Origin of the sequence: Hymenobacter edaphi (assembly GCF_003258365.1) — a bacterium.
Classification (GTDB): Bacteria; Bacteroidota; Bacteroidia; order Cytophagales; family Hymenobacteraceae; genus Solirubrum; species Solirubrum edaphi.
Window position 1 is genome coordinate 213,493 of record NZ_QHKM01000008.1, and the last position, 19,220, is coordinate 232,712.

Genomic DNA, 19,220 nt, shown 5'->3' on the forward strand with positions numbered 1-19,220 from the left:
CGGGGCGGCGAAGTTTTGGGCCGGGGTGTAGCTTTGCGGTCCGGGGCCGCTGATGGCCCCTCGCTGCCCATGATTGTGTACAAATCCAGTGACTGGTGGGACGCCTTCCGCCACCTGCACAAATCGGCCATCATCCGCAAGCTGCTGCGGCGCGTGCTGCTGCTGGGCCTCTACGGCCTGGCCGTGGCCATTCTGGGGCGCGGGGTGATGGACGTCAAGTTCACCGTCGATCCGCAGTATTTCTCCTTGCTGGGCATTCTGCTGAGCTTGCTGCTGGCCTTCCGCACCAACACCGCCTACGACCGGTTCTGGGAAGGCCGCCGGCTGTGGGGGCAGCTCGTCAATAACTGCCGCAACCTGGCCGTGCTGCTGCACGCGCGCCTGCCCGCCACCGACCAGGTGAACCGCTTTCACCTCGCCAAGCTGCTGTCCAACTTCCCGATGGCCCTCGACGGGCACCTGCGCGGCGGCGTGCGCTTCGAGAAGCTGGAAGACCTCGGCCCCGACATGATGGAGGCGCTGCGGCAGTCGGGGCACGTGCCGTCGTTGCTGGCGGCCACTCTGCAGGAATTCTACGAGGAGCTGCTGCGGCAGGAGCTGATCCTGCCCATTCACCTGCTGGCCATTCAGCGTCACCACGAGGTGCTGCTGGACGTGGCGGGCGCCTGTGAGCGGATTCAGAAAACGCCTATTCCGTTTTCCTACAGCTTCTTTATCAAGGCCTTCATTTCGGTGTTTCTGGTGGTAATGCCGCTGGTGCTGCTCGCCACCTACGGCTACTTCATGGTGCCCATCACCATGTTCGGCGCCTTTGCCCTGCTGGGCGTGGAAATGATTGGCGACGAAATCGAGGACCCCTTCGGCAAGGACAGCAACGACCTGCCGCTGACCCAGATGGCCAACCGCATCCGCGTGAACGTGCACGAAATCCTGGGCGTGGCGCTGGACGAAGAGAAAAAAGCCATTGCCGACGCCCCGTACAGCCTGGTGTTCTAAGCCGGTAAAGGAGTGAAAAGCCCGCCATCCTGACGAAGGAAGAACCCAGCACCAGCCACGAAGCGCAGCCGCCAACGCCTTGACGTCAGTGGCTGCGCTTCTGCTTTGTTGCGCCCACCAGAAAAGCGTTGGTGCCTGGACTGGGGCGGTGGCGCCAGGGAGGGCCTTGGCTTCGTCAGGAGGACAGACGTTAGCTCTGAGGCAGCCGCGCCAGATCCACGATGCTGCCGCTGCCGTTGAGCCGGCGCAGCTGGTGGATGCTGGCCGCGTCGAACTCGTGGAGGCTGAGCAGGGCGTCGAGCAGGCGGTGCTGCCGGGCTACTTCGGCTTGCATGAAGGGGTCGGCGGCCACGGCGGCCTCGAAGCCGCGCTGGTCGGGGTTGAGCTGCCGGTAGTCCTGCACGAACATTTCCACGCTGTCGAGCGTGGCCGTGGCGCAGTGGCTGATGTGGCTTTCCTGCTTATCGGCCAGAAACTGCAGGGCCTCGTGCAGGCTGATGCAGGCATCCAGCGCGTAGGCCGTCAGCGGGCCGCGGAAGTCCTGCAGCCCCGGCGTGACGAAGTCCAGCTTTTCCAGCAGCGCAGCGGCTTCGGCGGCGTGAAACTCGCCCAAGCCGGAGTTGTAGAGCAGCTCCACGCCGCGCTCGTACACGGCCGGGCTACCCCAGTTTTCTGCCCGACAAAACGTCTCGTACTGCGGCAGCAGCCGCTCGCACACGAGGCCCGCAAACACGGCTTTCTGCCGGTCGGATAAGCTGTAGATCAGGGTTTCGAGGTCGTCGGCCATGCCGCAAAGCTAGCCCGGAATGCGCGGCCGCTCAGCCCAGAGCCGTTTGCTGTTTCTTGTACAGCCCCGGCGTGAGGCCCTCGTGCTTGCGAAACAGCTTCTGGAAGTAGGCCGGGTTGTTGAAGCCCGTGCGGTAGCACACTTCGGCTACGGTGCTCAGCGGCTGGCGCAGCAGGCGCTTGGCCTCCTTCAGCCGCTCCTGAATGATGAATTCCACTGGCGTGAGGCCGAATTCGCGCTTGAATAGGCGGAAAAACGTGGCCTTGCTCATGCAGGCCAGCTCGCTGAGCTTGTCCACCGGCAGCGGCTCGGCCAGGTTGCGCTTGATGAACTGCACTACGTGGGCGAAGCGGTGGGCCGTCAGGTGCTGGGCGTAGTTGTCGAAGATGAGCTTGCGGGCCTGGGTCTGCATCAGGCGCACCAGCAACTCCTGCAGGGTGAAGCCGGCCAGCACGTCCTTGGCGGCCGTGTCTTCCTGCGAGACGCGGATGATGCGCTCCAGGGTGCCCGTCAGCTCGGGCGTGTTGTGCAGGTGGGCGTAGGCCTCATCGTCGAGCTGCCAGGGCGTGTGCGCTTCCACCCGCGGGTACCGCTCGTTCAGCATATCGATGGTACCGCGGATGGTGTCGGCCGGAATGGCCACCGCCAGGCACTGGGTTGGGTTTTCGGCGTCGGCCTCCGGGAAGTCGATGACCATGGTCTGCTGCTCGCCCACGATGACGGACTCGCCCGGCAGGTAGTCGAAAGCCTCGCGGCCGGGCAGGTGCATCACCTTTTTGCCGCGCAGCATGGTGGTCAGCACCAGGGCGCCCATGCTCAGCGGCACGCGGGCAGCCTGCTGGTGCGTCTCGAAGATGTTCAGCTCAAAGGCGTTGAGCGAGTACACCGTGCGGTTTTCGACCAGCGTGGTCAAATCCGCTTCGCGGCGCAGGGCAATGGGCGTGGGCAGCAGACGTTGGCTCATGGGGCGGGGGGGCAAAGCCAGAAACGAGGAGCGGGATACTTTATAAAGATAAACAACTCAGCCGCAGGCTGCTTGGTTTGGACAAGAGTAGGCCTTTTGAACGTCATGCAGAGCCGAAGGCGAAGCATCTCTACCACTTCGTTGAATAGTATCTGACGAAGCGGTAGAAATGCTTCGCCTTCGGCTCAGCATGAAGTCCTTTTTCGTTGTTCGACGAAGCACGCGAGATGTAGCGGCTGCGCTCGACATGACGTTCTTTTTATTCCGGGGCAAGCTCCGCAATATAGGCGCTTTCGCTCGTCTGGATCGAACGAAAATGCCGGGGGTGAGCGAGTCCTCACCAACTTGCGACAATCGGAGAGGTTGTTGCGACAATAGTGCAGCAGTTCGGCGGAGAATAGGGGGAGATTGGGCTACCCAAAAACCACAACACTTCCCATCCGCATGGAAACGCTAGAAAGAACCAGCACCCTCGTCGCCCGCCCCCAGTTCAAGGACCACTACGACAACTTCATCGGCGGCAAGTGGGTGGCCCCGGTCAAGGGCCAGTACTTCGACAACCTCTCGCCCATCGACGGCAAGGTGTTCTGTAAAGTGGCCCGCTCGACCAAGGAAGACATCGAGCTGGCCCTGGATGCGGCCCACGAGGCGTTTAAGACCTGGAAGCACGCCTCGGCCACCACGCGCAGCAACGTGCTGCTGAAGATTGCCGACGTCATCGAGAAAAACCTGGAGCACCTGGCGGCCGTGGAGTGCGTGGAAAACGGCAAAGCCGTGCGCGAGTGCCTGGCCGCCGACCTGCCGCTGGCCGTCGACCACTTCCGCTACTTCGCCGGCGTCATCCGGGCCGAAGAAGGCTCGGTGGCCGAGCTGGACGAGACGACCGTGTCGTTGAACGTGCACGAGCCCATCGGCGTGGTGGGCCAGATCATTCCGTGGAACTTCCCGCTGCTGATGGCTACCTGGAAAATTGCGCCCGCGCTGGCCGCCGGCTGCTGCGTGGTGGTGAAGCCCGCCGAGCAGACGCCCACCAGCATCATGGTGCTCATGGAATTGATTCAGGAAGTGGTGCCCGCCGGGGTGCTGAACGTGGTCAACGGCTTCGGGCTGGAAGCCGGCAAGCCGCTGGCCAGCTCGCCGCGCATTGCCAAAGTGGCCTTTACCGGCGAGACGACCACCGGCCGCCTCATCATGCAGTACGCGGCCGAAAACATCATTCCGGTGACGCTGGAGCTGGGCGGCAAGTCGCCGAACATCTTCTTCAAATCGGTGATGGACGCCGACGATGACTTCCTCGACAAGTGCATCGAGGGCGCCGTGATGTTTGCCCTGAACCAGGGCGAGGTGTGCACCTGCCCCTCGCGCATGCTGGTGCACGAAGACATCTACGACGAGTTCATCGAGCGCGTAGTGGCCCGCGTGAAGGCCATCAAGCTCGGCAACCCGCTCGACAAGGAAACCATGATGGGCGCCCAGGCCTCCAACGACCAGTTCGAGAAAATCCTGAGCTACCTGGAAATCGGCAAGGCCGAAGGGGCCGAAGTACTAGCCGGCGGCGACGCCTACTCGCAGGAAGACGGCGCCCTGGCCGAGGGCTACTACATCCAGCCCACGCTGTTCCGCGGCCACAACAAGATGCGCATCTTCCAGGAGGAAATCTTCGGCCCAGTGGTGTCGGTGACGACCTTCAAAACCACCGAGGAAGCCATCAGCATTGCCAACGACACGCTCTACGGCCTCGGCGCCGGCGTCTGGACGCGCGACGCCCACGAGCTGTACCAGGTGCCGCGTGCCATCGAGGCCGGCCGTGTGTGGGTCAACTGCTACCACCACTACCCGGCCCACGCGCCCTTCGGTGGCTACCACAAGTCCGGTTTTGGCCGCGAGAATCACAAGATGATGCTCAACCACTACCGCCAGAACAAGAACATGCTCATCAGCTACAGCCAGCAGAAGCTGGGCTTTTTCTAGGCGGTGAAATGGTGAGCTGGTGAAATAGTGAGTTTGATGGCCGGAAGGCGCAGTACCGCGCATTTCGCGCCAGCAGCACGACACTCACCAGTTCACTAGTTCACAACTCCCCATTCAGCGCGTGGGGGCGCGCTGCTACCGGTCCGGGCTGGGCGCGCATGAAACTCCGTGGGGACGCGCCCGGCTTGGCCGGTAATTCTCGCCCGCCGCCGTGCTTTGTCGTGCCGCCGCCGGCCGCGCCCGTTGCTTCTGGCAGCGTCGGCGCGGCCGGTTGGTATCGGCCCGCACCAATTAGCCGGCTGCCAGCAATGCTGGTCGACTCTTCAATCCGCCTCAACCCCACCCGAACCTCATGACTGCTTCACCCGAACCCACGCCCCGCGTGCTCGTCACCCCGGCCGCCGAGGCCACCATCGACGTGCTGCGCGAAGAGCACGGCCCGCTGATGTTTCACCAAAGCGGCGGCTGCTGCGATGGGTCGTCGCCCATGTGCTTTCCCAAGGGCGAGTTTCGCGTCAGCACGAACGACGTATGGCTGGGCCGCATTCACGGCTGCGACTTTTTCATGAGCGCCGCGCAGTTTGCGTACTGGCAGCACACCCAGCTCACCATCGACGTGACCAAGGGCCGCGGGGCCAGCTTCTCGCTGGAAATTCCGCTGGGCGTGCGCTTTCTGATTCGCTCCCGGCTGTTTACCGAAGCCGAAGAGCAGCACCTCGCGCCGGTGTACGACGGGGAAGAGTACCCGCAGGAGGCGTAAGCTCAGCGGGTAATCTGGAATACCAGCGGCGTATCCAACTCAAGATGATACGTGCCATGCGCAACGTCGTACAGGCTTTCGGCCCAATACCAGCCGTTGGCTTCTAGGTAAGTTATTAGCTGGGCGGCTGAACCCGTTTTCAGCCGGATATATCGGTCTTTGGGCCACTCAAACGAAAAAAGATAATACAGCTTTATAGGATTAGGCGTGGGCAATGAGTTTACCCGGAGGATGCACGCGGCAAAGTTTGCTTCCTTGCCAGCGTACTTTGGTTCGCGTTGGTAGCCCAACTCCAGATAAATCAGGTCCGACGAAACCTTGATCCGGCGGTGCGCGGGGTAGTTCAGGCAGAGCAGTAGGTTCAGGCCCATCTTTTCCTGAAAAACGCGCACGCCTTCGCTGACTTCGTAATCAAAATCAGGGTTATTGACGATGACCTGATACCCGTAAAGCTGGCAGATTTCTTGCACGGCCGCGGCGAATTGCGCGGCGGCTTCTTCAGTTTCGAACTGTCCGGCTATGGCGGTATACATGGCAGGAAGGTAGGCTGTAAAATCAAACGCCCCGGCAGTCACCGACTGCCGGGGCGTTTGATTTTCGGATGAACAGGCCACTAACGGGCCCGCACCGGCAGGCCTTCGAGCTGGGCGTAGCCGAGCTTCCAGAGGCCTTTGGGATTCTTTTTCCAGATCAGCACGAAGTTGCCTTCGCCGACGCCGCTGGGCTGGCCGGGCCCGGCGGGCAGCACGTCGACCGAGTAGGTGCCGCCCTCGTAGGCGGTTTTGTCGTCGTTCATGGAGCTGGCCACGTTCAGGCGCAGGTTTTCGATGGTGCCCATCGTGGCGCGGATCCACTTATCCGAGACTTCCGACTTGCCCTGGTAGTGGGCCTCGCCCTGCAGGAAGTGCACGTCGTCGGCCAGCAGGGTGTCGAGCTGAATGGCGTTGCGCGAGTTCCAGGCCGTGATGAACTGCTGATCGAGGGTCTGCACGTTGACGGCGGGCGTTTCGGCGGTTTTGGTGCACGCCGCGGCCAGGGCGGAAGCCAGCAGAATGGCTGCAAATGCTTTCATGGGACGGTTTTGGTTGGAGAGGTGAGGAAAGCGAAAACCCAGGCCCGAAGGCCTGGGTTTTCGGGGGCGCTTCGCGGCGAGGCGAATTACCAGCTTTTCCGGCGTACTTCCGACGAAGCGTAGGGGGTCGACCGGTCGCCGTAGGAGTTGTTGGGCAGGTAAGCGCCGGCCATCGAGCTGTTGTTGTACATCATGCCCGGGGCCGAGGCGGCGGCAAAGCCGGTGGCCATGGCGGTGGGCTGCAGGGCCTGCTGCTGCAGCACCTGGGGCTGCGGCTGAGTCTGGGCCAGGGCTACTTTGCGCTCGGCGGCTTCGGCGCGGCGGGCCAGGGCATTGCGCTCGGCGCGGGCGGCGGCGGCGTTGCGCTCGGCGCGGGCAGCACGGTTGGCGGCGGCTACGCGGGCAGCCTCGGCGGCTTCGGCCTTTTTGCGGTTCTGGATGTTGCGGCCGATCATGTAACCGGTACCGGCACCCGCGGCGGCACCCACGGCCCCGCCTACCACGCGGTTTTTCTTGTTGATGATGGCACCGGCGGCGGCACCGCCCAGGCCACCGATGATGGCACCTTTAGCTTGCGGGCTTACTTTGCTCTGCGCTTGAGCCGCGGCCGATTGCATTAGAATAACAACGGCGAGCAGCAGGCTGAAGATATACGGGAGCTTTTTCATGGCTGGGTTTCAGGTTAGGATTCCGAAGAATCAGACTCAACTTTGTTTCCTGGTTCTGACTGGGGTTTTGCAAGCACCGTGCCAAGAACGGACACAGAGCCCTTAACTGACCTCGCCAACGGAAGGTTGCACCGGCCCTGTAATGGCTGAGGTTAGAAGCAAAAAAGCGCCTCGAAACTAGTTTTACGGCGCTTTTTGCATGACTGAAAAAAATTACCGGCGCAGCCAGCCGCCCGCGTCCAGCCAATTCTGCAGGCGCTCAAACCACTGGTCTTTGGTGGTCTTGTTGTTGAGCCCGAAGCCGTGGCCGCCCTGCGGGTAGAGGTGCATTTCCACCGGCACGCGGTGGTGCAGGCAGGCCTCGTAGAAGCGCAGGCTGTTTTGCACTTTCACCGTTTTGTCGTCCTGGGCGTGCACCAGGAAGGTGGGCGGCGTCTGGGCCGTCACCTGTAGCTCGTTGGAGTACAGCCGCACTTGTTCGGCCGCGGGGTTGGCGCCCAGCAGGTTGGTGCGCGAGCCGGCGTGCATCAGGCTGTCGGAGAAGCTGATGACGGGGTAGAGCAGCACCAGGAAGTCGGGGCGCACGGAGGTGCCGGATTTGTCGTCGCCGAGGGGCTGGGCGAAATGGGTGCCGGCGGTGCTGGCCAGGTGCCCGCCGGCCGAAAAGCCCAACAGGCCCACGCGGGCCGGGTCGATGCCGTAGTCCTTGGCGCGTTGGCGCACCAGGCGCAGGGCCTGCTGGGCGTCGAGCAGCGGGGCGGTGGCTTTGTCGGGCTGGCTCTGGTCGTTGGGCAGGCGGTACTTCAGCACGAAGGCCGTAATGCCCAGCTCGTTCAGGCGCTTGGCCACGTCGTAGCCTTCGTGGTCGATGGAGAGGCGGGCGTACCCGCCGCCCGGGCACACGACGACGGCCGTGCCGTTGGCCTTGTCCTTAGGGGCGCGAAACACCGTCAGGGTGGGCTGCACCACGTTGGAAATGCGCACGCCGCCGTTGGCCAAGGTCACGTTGGTTTCCTTCACCTCGCTGGGCTTGGAGTTGGGAATGGTGCCCGAGTAGAGCGGCTCGACGGCCTGAGCCGAGAGGGAGGAAGCGGAAGTCAAGAGCACGAACAGGGAAACGACAAGCTGGCGCATGGTCGGAGAAGAGTTAGTCGCCGAAGATACACGGCAGCGCGTCCGGCGGCACGGCCACCGACTGTCGCGGCGGTTTGGCCTGGGTATGGACAGTAAACCCAACAGAACGTCCTGCTGAGCCCCGCGAAGCGTCTCTACCGAACGATTTCGGGCGAACAAAGCGGTAGAGATGCTTCGCGGGGCTCAGCAGGACGGCCAAAAAGCGCCTAAACTCATTTTCCCGGTTGCTGCCCACACCGCCGAGGTGGCTTGGGTGTTGGCAAGCTCCGCATCGGCAATCGAAGTTGTATCATCAGCAACGGCAGCACCGACTGCGACGCGAACCAAAGGAAGGCGCAGCCAATCCGCGTCTCTACAGCCGTTCTACCAGCACCTGCACGTCGGTGTTGCGGCCGTGGTCGTCGGCGCAGGAAATCTTCAGCGGGCCGGCCGCGGGGCGGATGAACACGGCGTCGGTGGGGGCGGCAGCTTGCACGAACTGGTCGTTGGCGTACCAGTACACCCGGCGCACGTCGCTCCAGGCGGCGCAGCGCAATTGCAGCTGCTGGGAGCTGCCGCGTTCCAGGGCGTATTCGGCATTGGGGGTGGGGGAGAGGATGCGCGGGGCCTGGGTGCCGGTGTCGTCGGTGCGGACGAGGGTGCAGGCGGGGTTGTGCGGGGGGCGCAGGGCGTGGGGCAGGCCCTGGGCGGCTTTGAAGGCCAGCACCTCGGGCGTGAAGTTGGGGTAGAGCACGCGGCGGTAGCCGGCGGCGGGCAGGCAGGCGCGGCAGTAGCTCACCGAGCCGTCGGCCGCCACGAACACCGCCTGCTGATGCTCGCAGCGGCGCACGTCGGAAATGCCGGGCAGGAAGTAGTCCATGATCTGATCGGGGCAATGCTCGCCGGGCACCTGGCCCGTGACGGGGCACACGAGGCGGAAATCGAGGCCGGCGGGCGGGGCGTACCACTCGGCGCCGTCGTTGTAGGTGAGGGCGTTGAAGAGGTCGAAGAGCAGCGGGGTGGCCACGTCGGTGCCGGTGAGGGCGGGGGCGCCCTGGCCGGTGAAGTTGCCCACCCACACCCCGATGGTATAGTGGCGGTTGTAGCCGATGCTCCAGGCGTCGCGGCGGCCGTAGCTGGTACCGGTTTTCCAGGCAATGTGGGGCAGGCGCAGGGCGTTTTCGTGGCCCACCGGCAAATCGGGGCGCACCAGCTGGGAGAGGATGTCGGTGACGAGGTAGGCGGCGGACTCGGAAACGAGGCGGGTTTCAGCCGCTGCTCCCCGCTCCGGGCGCCTCACGGGACCCCTCCGGGGCCGGCCTCCTCTCCGAAGAGGGAAATGCGCATCAAGCATTTCTTCGGGGGAGCCGGACGTCAGCAACGACGCGGGGCTGCTCCGCTCGCGCCGCGCAGCTCTGCTGGCGGGCGGCTCGTTGTTCGGTTTTGCGTTGGCAGCTAATGCGTGTGGCTCGTTGGGGCTTTTCGATGAGGGCTGAGTCCAGCGCAGGGGGGCATATAGGCCGCCATTGGCCAGGGCCGAGTAGAGCCCGACTAATTCTTCCAGGGTGGTGCCGCAGCCGCCCAGGATGGTGCTCAGGCCGAGCTGCGGGGCCTGCCGGGCCACCGTGCGGAAGCCGGCGCGGCGCAGCTGGCCGGTGAAGTCGCCCACGCCCACCTGCTGCAGCACGTGCACGGCGGGAATGTTGAGCGAATAGGCCAGGGCGCGTTCCAGCGTCACTTCGCCCTGGCAGTGCTTGTCGAAGTTTTCGGGCCGGAAGCCGCCGAAATTGGTGGGCACGTCGGGCAGCACGCGCTTGGGCGTGACGAGGCCGCGGTCCAGGGCCACGGCGTAGAGAAACGGCTTGAGCGTGCTGCCCGGCGAGCGGACGGCCCGGATGCCGTCGACCTGGCCCTGGTGCGCCCCGTCTAGGAAATCGGCCGAGCCCACGTAGGCCTGCACGGCGTGGGTGCGGTTGTCGACGACGAGCACGGCGGCCTGGCTGATGCCCAGCGGCGCGAGGCGGCGCACGTACTGGCGCGTCAGGTCTTCGGCCTTGGCCTGGGCCGGGCGTACCAGCGTCGACTGCACGCCGGCGCCCTGCTCCAACAGCGAGGGGGAGTTCTGACGCGGCCGGTGGGCGTAGTAGTCCTGCACCAAGCGGCGGGCGAAGTGCGGGGCCAGGCGCGGGGCGGGGCGGCGGCGGGCCAGCAGCGGCTCCTGCAGGGCGTTGTCGATATCCTTCTGTGGGAAGACGCCTTCACTACCCAGGCGGCGCAGCCAGCGGTTGCGCGCCGTGAGCAGGGCCGCGTTGTGGCGGCCGGGCGCCAGGCCGGTGGGATTGTTCGGCACGATGGTGAGCGTGACCGTTTGGGCCAGCGAGAGGTAGTGCGGGGGCTGGCCGTAGTAGAGCAGCGCAGCCGATTTGACGCCCTCCACGTTGGAGCCGTAGGGCACCAGGTTCAGATAGAGCTGCAGGATTTCGGCCTTGGAGTAGTGCGCTTCGAGCTGCAAAGCGCGCAGCATCTCCTGCAGCTTGCCGCCCACGGTGCGCTCCTTGGGCTCCAGCAGCCGGGCCACCTGCATGGTGATGGTGCTGGCCCCGGTGCGCCGGCCGCGGCCCAGGGCGTTGCGCCCGGCGGCCTGCAGCAGGGCTACGGGGTTGATGCCGGGGTGCCAGTAAAACCACCGGTCTTCCTTGGCCACCAGGGCCCGGCGCAGGGTGGGCGAAATGTCGGGCAGGCCGGTAGGCAGGCGCCACTTCTGGTCGGGCGAGAGGTAGGCGTGCAGCACCGAGCCGTCGGCGGCCAGCACCACCGGCGAGGCGGGCGGGGGCGGGGGCAGCGGAAACAGGCGGTCGAGCCCCGCCAGCAGCAGGAGCAGCAGTCCACTTCCGAGCAAAAGCGGTAGCCCGCGGCGCCGATTCATACCCGCAAGATACGTATGCGGGGGCAGGCCGATGAGATGCGGCCTACGGGGGTAATGGCTGTGGGAAGGCAGCAACGCATGCGGTTCAAGCTGCGACGTGCTCGGCCGGGTGCGCAAGGCGTTGGGCCGCGCTTGCGAAGCGTTGGGCAGAGGCTGCGAGGCGTTGCGTTCGGGGCGGGGAGTGTTAAGCCGGGCGTGGGGGCCGCTGCATAGCTGCCGGATTTCAGCGTAGGGTGAGATGTTTGAGCAGGTCGGACCGGCGGATGGGTGTTGAGGACCAACAATAAACCGCAACTATACAGCGGTTTCCTGAACGGTGTAGCGACGCAAGTATGCGTCTCGTCGGTTGCCGCTACATCGTTCGCGAATCCGCTATGAGCGACTCGAACGGGGGAGCTATAATAAACGGCCATTTATTCTTCAAGCTCTGGAAATACATCCCGCAGCTTGAATTTAAAGTCATGGGGCTCCTTAAATATTACTTGAACATCCTCCGGGCTGTCCCAATGCATATTGCGCATGTGATTTATTAGCCTCCTAAGGTCAAGGTTGTTATAAGCGCCAATTAATAGGTTGGCCTCTAAATACTTTGACCCGCCATACCAGCCTCTAGGTAGCGCATCATCATCAACTGATTTGATAACGAAAGGGTAGCCATGGTGTTCAAATTTGTGCAACCCGGTGACTGCCCTGTCGATATCCTCACCTGCCGCCAACGTGATTATCAGATTGGTTACTTGGCTCATATTATGCTTGCTGTTTAAGAACGAAAGTTTACCGACAAAGCTACCCTGGTTCGTGCTCTATCTGAACCGGTTTCTCTACCTTTCCCGCCCCTGCCGCCACCTATCTACCCTATTCCTTCATGACCCCCAACCAACTGCTCCGCCTGCCGCTGCTGGTGTTGCTGGCCTTGCTGTGCGCCTGTTCCAAGCCCGGCGCCGACGACCAATCTACTGCTGATGCCGCCGACGGCGAGGAAATCGACCCCTACGAAAACGTAGTCTTCCGCTTCGACGAGGCGGTGGCCACGGAAAACCAGCTCAACCGCTGGGACACCACGCAGGTGGTGCGCTTCGAGCCGGCGGTGCGGGGCAGGTTTAAGTGGGCTTCGGACCGGGAGCTGGTGTTTTCGCCGGCCGAGCCGTTTCGGCCCAGCACGGCCTTCCGGGCCGAAGTGCGGCCCGAGGCTTTGCCCAGCGGCAAGCAGAAAGCCAAAATCAGCCGCACCAACTTCCACACGCCCTACCTGCGCATGAGCGAGCCGCAGGTGTTCTGGACGGCCAGCGGGGCCGGCTCGGAGCCGCAGGCCCGGCTGAACGCGGTGTTCAACTACAACGTGCGCCCCGCCGACCTGCGCAGCCGCCTCCGCCTGACTTCGGGCGGGCAGCCCGTGGCCTTCGAGGTGATATCGGCCGAGCCCGACCGGGTGGTGGGCATCCGGCCCACGCAGCCGCTGGCGCCGGGCAGCACGGTGGAGCTGCACGTGGAACCCGGCCTCAAGCCCGTGGGCGGGGGCAAGGGCACGGCCGGCAAGCTGGAGGCCTCGGCCCCGGTGCCCGACCCGCGCCAGCTGCAGGTGCGCGAGCTGATCGGCTCTTTGCTCAACGGCGAGCCGGTGGTAACGGTGCTCACCGACCAACCGATATCGGCCGAGCAGGCCCAGGCGGTGGTGCGGGTGGCGCCCACGGTGCCGTTTTCGGTGGAGTCGCTGGAAAGCGGCTTCGTGCTGCGCGGCGGCTTCGAGGTGGGCAAGACCTACACCGTCAGCCTGAACTCGGGCGGCTACGGCAGCCTGGGCGGGCAGATTACCGAGCCGTTCAGCCAGGCCGTGTCCTTCGGCGACGAGCGGCCCAGCATCAGCTTTGCCTCGGGCGGCGAAAAGGCCATGTACCTCGGGGCGCAGGGGCTGCGCAACCTCGGGCTGCGGCTCAACGAGGTCGACAAGGTCAAGGTGAGCATCTACAAGGTGTACGCCAACAACATCCGCGAAATGCTGCGCGCCGGCGAGCAGTACGGCTACGAGTCGAGCGACGAAGAAGGCGGCGAGGAAAGCAACTACGAGGACGGCGAGTACGTGGACCGCAGCTACCGCTACTACAACACCGAGGACTTCGGCAACCTGCTCACGGAGCGTACCTACACCACCTCGGGCCTGCCCAAGGCCGGGGCCCTGCGCCTGCTGCACCTCTCGCTGGATGAGCTGGAATTCGGCTCCCAGATGAAGGGCCTGTACGTGGTGCGGGTACAAGACACGGAGCGCACCTGGCTGCAGGTGTCGAAGCTGGTGGCCGTGTCGGACCTGGGCGTGGTGGTGAAGCGCGACCTGAACGGCGGGGTCATGGTGTTCGTGAATTCGCTGCGCACGGCCAAGCCGGTGGGCGGTGCGGCGGTGCGCTTTATCAGCCAGAACAACCAGGTGATGTTCACCGGCGCCACCAACAGCGGCGGCGTGGCCATGCTCGGGCGGGCCGACAGCGTGCAGAACTCCCGTTTCCGCCTCGACATGGTGATGGTGCAGCACGGGCAGGACTTCACTTTCCTGCAACTCGAACGCGCCCGGGTGGAAACCTCGCGCTACGACGTGGGCGGGCTGCAAAGCAACGCGGCCCACTACCAGGCGTTTCTCTACGGCGACCGGGACCTGTACCGCCCCGGCGACACCATCCGCTCCAATACCGTGGTGCGCACCGACGACTGGCGCCTGCCCGGCCCGGTGCCCATGAAAATCCGCCTGCTGCTGCCCTCGGGCAAGGAATACGCCAGCTACCGGCGCACCCTGAGCAAGGAAGACGGCTCCTTCGAGGCCCAGTTCATCCTGCCCCCGGCGGTGATGACCGGCCTCTACACCATGGAAGTGCTGACCGGCAACGACGTGCTGCTGACCTCGCGGCAGGTGAGCGTGGAGGAATTCATGCCCGACCGCCTGAAAATCACCGTGACGGCCGCGCCCAAATCGGTGCAGCCGGGCCAGACGGTGCGCGCCGCGGTACTGGCCCGGAACCTGTTCGGCCCGCCCGCCACGGATAGAAAAGTGGAAGTGGAATTCTCGCTTAAGCAGAAGCCCTTCACCCCCAAAGACTACCCCGATTACGACTTCTCAATCCGCAGCGGTACCGAGCGGCGCCGCTACTACGGCGAGGAAAGCGGCGACGACAACTCCCTGAACTCGCGCTTCGAAAAAGCCGTGCGCGAAGCCCGCACCGACGCCGCCGGCCGGGCCACGGCCGAATACCAAGTGCCCGACTACGCCGACCTGGGCACGCTGGAAGGCACCGCCTTTGCCACCGTGTTCGACGAAACCGGCCGCCCGGTCAACCGTCTGGCTACCTTCGAGGTGCAGACCCAGTCGGTGATGTTCGGCCTGCAACAGATTCCGGAGCTGGTGAATACCCGGCAGGCGCTGCCGCTGCGCGTGGTGGCCCTTACGCCCCAGGGCCGGGCCGCCCAGAACGCCCAGGGCCAGGTGCAAATCGTGCGGGTGCTGTGGGAAACGGTGCTGGAGCGCCAGGGCGGGCGCTACACCTACAACTCCCAGCGCAAGGAACAGACGGTGCTGAACACGGGCATCGTGGCCGGGCCGGTGGCGCAGCTGGAATACACGCCGGTGTACTCGGGCGAGTACGAGGTGCGGGTGATGCGGCCCGGCGCGGCCACCTACGTGGCCCAGACCTTCTACGCCTACGGCTACGGCGACACCCAGAGCAACGCCTTTGAGGTCAGCAACGAGGGGCAGGTGCAGATTGAGCCCGACAAGCCCAAGTACCAGCCCGGCGACAAGGCCACCCTGCTGCTCAAGACGCCCTTCCCCGGCCGCGTGCTGGTGACGGTGGAGCGCAACCGCGTGCTGGATCACTTCTACGTGGATACCGACGAGAAATCGGCCAAGGTGACCATTCCCATCCGTGCCGGCCACGTGCCCAACGTGTACGTGACGGCCACCGCCATCCGCCCGCTTTCCGCTGATTCCAAGATTCCGCTGACCGTGGCCCGGGGCTTCGTGCCCTTGACGGTAGAAAAGCCCGACTCGCGCCTGCCGGTGGCCATCAAGGCCGTGGCGCAAAGCCGCTCCCAGACCTGGCAGACGGTGGAAGTGCAGACCAAGCCCAACGCCGCCGTGACCCTGGCCGTGGTGGATGAGGGCATCCTGCAGATGAAAAACTACCGCACGCCCGACCCCTTCGGCTACTTCTACCAGAAGCGCGCCCTGGAAGTGTCGGCCCACGACGTGTACCCCTTCCTGCTGCCCGAGCTGGGCACCAGCAGCAGCGGCGGCGACGGGTACGGCCTGAACCGCCGCACCACGCCCGTGCCCTCGCGCCGGGTGCAGCTGGTGGCCCGCTGGAGCGGCGTGAAGCGCGCCGACGGCAACGGCCGCGTGCTGGTCAAAATCCGCGTGCCGCAGTTCAGCGGGGCTTTGCGCCTGATGGCCGTGGCCTACCGAGGCGACGCCTTCGGCTCGGCCGAGCACACCATGCGCGTGGCCGACCCGGTGGTCATCAGCACCGCGCTGCCCCGCTTCCTCAGCCCCGGCGACACGATTGACGTGCCCGTGACGCTGACGAATACGACTACTGGCAAGCTTACCGTGAAAGTGGATGCCTATCCCACTGGCCCGTTGAAGACAGTAGGCCAACGGCAGATAAGAATGCCAGATGTAGCTGGCGTGAAAGAGCCTATTGTAGGCGCTGAATACGAAGCCCGAACCCTCGTTCTGCCTCCGAATTCAGAAAAACGCGTGTCGTTTGGCCTGATAGCCAATTCCACTGGAAATGGTGCGCTTCGAATCGGGGTGAACGTAACACAAGGGTCATTACCCAAACTGGAAAAGAATCCCGGCCAACCTGAGCGTTCAGGTGCACCAACACGCTTCACCGAAACCATCGAACTACCCGTCCGTCCGGCCTCGCCCTTGCAGATGCGTACCGGCGGCGGGGCGGTGGCGGGCGGCAAGACGCAGGCGCTGGACTTACGCACCGACTTCCTCTCGACTTCGCAGCGCAGCCAGCTGGTGCTGAGCCGCTCCCCGATGACCGAGTTCAGCAAGGACTTGCGCTACCTGCTGCAGTACCCCTACGGCTGCCTGGAGCAAACCGTGTCGGCGGCCTTCCCGCAGATATACTACCCCGACCTGGCCGCCACGCTGGGCCAGACCAAGAAAGCCCAGCGCTACAACCCCAACTACCACGTGCAGGAGGCCATCCGCAAGATTGAGAGCATGCAGCTCTACAACGGCGCCCTCAGCTACTGGCCCGGCGGCGACTACGACAACTGGTGGGCCACCGCCTACGCCGCCCACTTCCTGCTCGAAGCCAAGCGCGCCGGCTTTGCCGTCAACCAGGGCATCCTCGACAAAACCCTGCGCTACCTGCAGTACCGGGTGCGCAAGCGCGAAACCGAGCCCTACCAGTACTTCGATGCCTCGAACATTGCCCGCGAGCAGACCATTGCCAAAAAGGAAAACGCCTACTCGCTCTACGTGCTGGCCCTGGCCGGCCTGCCCGACCCGGTGGCCCTGAACTACTACCGCGCCAACCAGCGCCTGCTGGCCCAGGACTCCCGGTTCGTGCTGGCCAGTACCAGCGCCCTGTCGGGCCAAACCAAGGGCTTCCGCGAGCTGCTGCCGCGCACCTTCAACCAGCCCGCCGCCCGCCGCGCCCTCGACGGCTCGTTCTACTCCCCGGTGCGCGACCTGGCCCTGGCCCTGAACACCCTCATCGACGCCGACCCCCAGAACCCGCTGGTGGCGCAGATGGCCCGGCAACTCGCGCGGCAGGTGAAATCGGCCGGCTGGCTGAGCACCCAGGAGCGCAGCTTCGCCCTGCTGGCCCTGGGCAAAGTGGCCCGCCAGAACAAGAACGCCACCGTCACGGCCACCCTGGCCGATGCCACTGGCGCCGTGCTCGGCCAGTACAAAGGCCCGCAGGATTTGAACGTGAACAACGTCGCGGGCCGCCGCCTCAGCCTGAAAACGGCCGGTACCGGCAGCCTCTACTACTTCTGGACGCTGGAAGGCATTTCGCCCACCGGCCGCATCACCGAGGAAGACCAGTACCTGCAGGTGCGCCGGCAGTTCCTGGACCGCACCGGTGCGCCCGTCGGCCGGGCCGAGTTCCGCCAGAACGACCTCGTAGTGGTCAAAATCACCCTGCAAGCGGGCACCTACGCCGGTGAAGTGCCCAACGTGGCCATTACCGACCTGCTGCCCGCCGGCCTGGAAATCGAAAACCCGCGCATCGGCGCCGTGCGGGAGCTGACCTGGGCCACCGACGCCGCCACGCCCGACTACCTCGACGTACGCGACGACCGGATCAACCTCTTCACCACCGCTACCGCCGCGCCTAAGCACTTCTATTACCTGGCCCGGGCCGTGTCGAAGGGCACCTTCAAGCTCGGCCCGGTGAGTGCCGACGCCATGTACAACGCCGAGTACCACTCCTACAACGGCGCGGGCACGGTGCGGGTGCTACCGGGGAGAAAATTCCCAGAAGTTGGGATAGTTGGAGTTGATTGCGTCCCAGCCCCAGACCAGATATCCTTTGTCGGGGGAGCTAATGTTGCTGGGGCTTGGAATAAACGAGCCTATGAAATCAGACTCGCGGGCCCAGGTATCAGCTTGCGGGTTGTAGACAAAGCACTGGCGGGATTCGGTCATCAGGTAGCCCCGGCCCCCGGCGGAAAAGCCGTTGGCACGCTCGGTACTCAGCGGCAAATCGGCTTTACGCGCCCAACTGTTGGTCAGGGGGGAGAATTCCCAGAAGTCGAGCAGCAAGTCGGAGGAAGTGCCCGTAGAGCCGCCGCCTACGTAGGCCTTGCCGTTGAGGACAAAAAACGTCGAAAGAGTGCGCGCCGGGCCCGGAAAAGTGCCAATGCGGCGCCAGAAGCCTAGTTGCGGGTCGTACTCCATCACCTTTTGCCCGTCCATCGGACCAGTATCGATCAGGTAGCCTTTGGTGCCGAAGCCAAATACCGCGCTGGACCGACTTCTGACGTACGGGGCGGAACTGGGCGTGCTCCACTGGTCGGTGGCCGGGTCGTAGCGGTAAAAGCGAAACTGGTCGGATGGGGGAGAACTAACGCTGACGCCGACGTAGGCAGCGTTGCCGAGCACGAAGCTTACCAGCTCTCCTACGTGAGTGGTGAGGGTGAGCGGCCCAACCGGGTGCGGAGCTTTGCGGCTCCACGCATTCTGAAGCGGGTCGTAAGCCCACAGCTCGTTGTTGCCGGGCACGACCGTGTAAACTTTGCCGCCCAGATAGAAACCGGTTCCATACACGCTACCACGACCAACAAGGTTAAAGTCTGCCTTGCGCGTCCAGCGGCCCGTCGTCAGGAAAAACGGGCGCACCGCGGTGGCTGTTTTTCCGTAAATCGAGAGGGTCAGCGGCCCATTGGTGGCATTGCCAGGCACCTTGACCTTAAGCGTATCAAAGTAGCTGCTTTTGCGCACGTAATAGGCCTTGGCCTCGCCGGAACCGAATTTGACAACGTTGTTGGCCGGCATCGCGCTGAAATCATTGCCGAGGAGCATAACCGTAGCGTCTACCGCGGCGGCCTGAGGATAAAAGTGAAATATGCCCGGCGCAGCAAGCTGCTCGGTTGGGGCGGGTTCGGGCGCAGGGGGGTGGCAGCTGGCCAGAAATGGTAGCGTAGCCACGGCTAACGGGAGGCGGGACATAGGACGATGAAAAGCAGCTACTAAACAGGATAGGCAATAAAAGTAAGCAGGATAGGGTAATAATTTCAGACCGAAAAGCGTATGGATTGCGACAGGCGGCACCACGAATTACAGACTGCTCGGGCTTAGGGCCAGGCATTCCGAATTAGTCGAATACGGCTAGAGCCTGTTATGGACTGGTGGCCTTAAAAACGCCTTTTGCTAGCAGCAAGGTGACAAAGGCGAAAAAATGAAATTGCTGCATGGTCACGGCCAGGCGCTCGTAGTCGCGGGCCAGGCGGCGAA

The 19,220-nt window shown here is 64.1% G+C and carries 12 protein-coding genes and 1 pseudogene; 4 read left to right on the plus strand and 9 right to left on the minus strand.

Translation table 11 applies throughout. The features are described 5' to 3' along the window. The first annotated feature begins 69 nt into the window (after nucleotides 1–69). Nucleotides 70–996 carry a bestrophin family protein gene (locus DLM85_RS20680; RefSeq protein ID WP_111480076.1) on the plus strand — a complete coding sequence of 309 codons (927 nt, stop codon included), beginning with the start codon at nucleotides 70–72 and terminating at the stop codon, nucleotides 994–996. 190 nt (nucleotides 997–1,186) lie between these two features. On the opposite strand, the gene DLM85_RS20685 is transcribed toward DLM85_RS20680, so the two are convergent. Both DLM85_RS20685 and DLM85_RS20690 read right to left on the minus strand, forming a co-directional pair. Then, entirely contained in the window at nucleotides 1,187–1,783 is a 597-nt protein-coding gene (locus tag DLM85_RS20685) for a DUF416 family protein (protein ID WP_111480077.1), read from the minus strand. A 31-nt stretch (nucleotides 1,784–1,814) separates the two neighbouring features. Further along, entirely contained in the window at nucleotides 1,815–2,747 is a 933-nt protein-coding gene (locus DLM85_RS20690) for an AraC family transcriptional regulator (protein ID WP_111480078.1), read from the minus strand. Between the two features lie 444 nt (nucleotides 2,748–3,191). Here DLM85_RS20690 and DLM85_RS20695 point away from each other — a divergent pair, with 444 nt between their 5' ends. Further along, the gene (locus tag DLM85_RS20695) at nucleotides 3,192–4,718 is read left to right on the plus strand and encodes an aldehyde dehydrogenase family protein (protein ID WP_111480079.1); all 1,527 of its coding nucleotides are present in this window, start codon (nucleotides 3,192–3,194) and stop codon (nucleotides 4,716–4,718) included. A gap of 352 nt (nucleotides 4,719–5,070) precedes the next feature. Further along, nucleotides 5,071–5,478, plus strand: a complete 408-nt coding sequence (locus DLM85_RS20700) for a DUF779 domain-containing protein (protein WP_111480080.1) — start codon at nucleotides 5,071–5,073, stop codon at nucleotides 5,476–5,478. A 2-nt stretch (nucleotides 5,479–5,480) separates the two neighbouring features. On the opposite strand, the gene DLM85_RS20705 is transcribed toward DLM85_RS20700, so the two are convergent. The 6 genes from DLM85_RS20705 to DLM85_RS25155 form a co-directional block, all read right to left on the minus strand. Then, on the minus strand, nucleotides 5,481–6,011 hold the full coding sequence (locus DLM85_RS20705) for a hypothetical protein (RefSeq protein WP_111480081.1): 531 nt from the start codon (nucleotides 6,009–6,011) through the stop codon (nucleotides 5,481–5,483). Between the two features lie 80 nt (nucleotides 6,012–6,091). Further along, on the minus strand, nucleotides 6,092–6,550 hold the full coding sequence (locus tag DLM85_RS20710; RefSeq protein ID WP_111480082.1) for a DUF4440 domain-containing protein: 459 nt from the start codon (nucleotides 6,548–6,550) through the stop codon (nucleotides 6,092–6,094). A gap of 86 nt (nucleotides 6,551–6,636) precedes the next feature. Further along, a complete protein-coding gene (locus tag DLM85_RS20715) occupies nucleotides 6,637–7,218 on the minus strand; it encodes a YMGG-like glycine zipper-containing protein (protein WP_111480083.1) in 582 nt (193 codons plus the stop codon). A gap of 213 nt (nucleotides 7,219–7,431) precedes the next feature. Continuing rightward, nucleotides 7,432–8,352, minus strand: a complete 921-nt coding sequence (locus tag DLM85_RS20720) for an alpha/beta hydrolase (RefSeq protein WP_111480084.1) — start codon at nucleotides 8,350–8,352, stop codon at nucleotides 7,432–7,434. 352 nt (nucleotides 8,353–8,704) lie between these two features. Then, the gene (gene pbpC, locus DLM85_RS20725) at nucleotides 8,705–11,257 is read right to left on the minus strand and encodes a penicillin-binding protein 1C (protein ID WP_111480085.1); all 2,553 of its coding nucleotides are present in this window, start codon (nucleotides 11,255–11,257) and stop codon (nucleotides 8,705–8,707) included. A 413-nt stretch (nucleotides 11,258–11,670) separates the two neighbouring features. After that, entirely contained in the window at nucleotides 11,671–12,003 is a 333-nt protein-coding gene (locus DLM85_RS25155) for a hypothetical protein (RefSeq protein WP_133257177.1), read from the minus strand. Nucleotides 12,004–13,478: 1,475 nt separating this feature from the next. Here DLM85_RS25155 and DLM85_RS20735 point away from each other — a divergent pair. Further along, nucleotides 13,479–17,675 (plus strand): annotated as a pseudogene (locus DLM85_RS20735) (alpha-2-macroglobulin family protein); the annotation flags it as partial. A 48-nt stretch (nucleotides 17,676–17,723) separates the two neighbouring features. Here DLM85_RS20735 and DLM85_RS26365 read toward each other — a convergent pair. Next, nucleotides 17,724–18,935: a Kelch repeat-containing protein gene (locus DLM85_RS26365; protein WP_111480088.1), complete on the minus strand. Its 1,212-nt coding sequence runs from the start codon at nucleotides 18,933–18,935 to the stop codon at nucleotides 17,724–17,726. Nucleotides 18,936–19,220 lie beyond the last annotated feature (285 nt).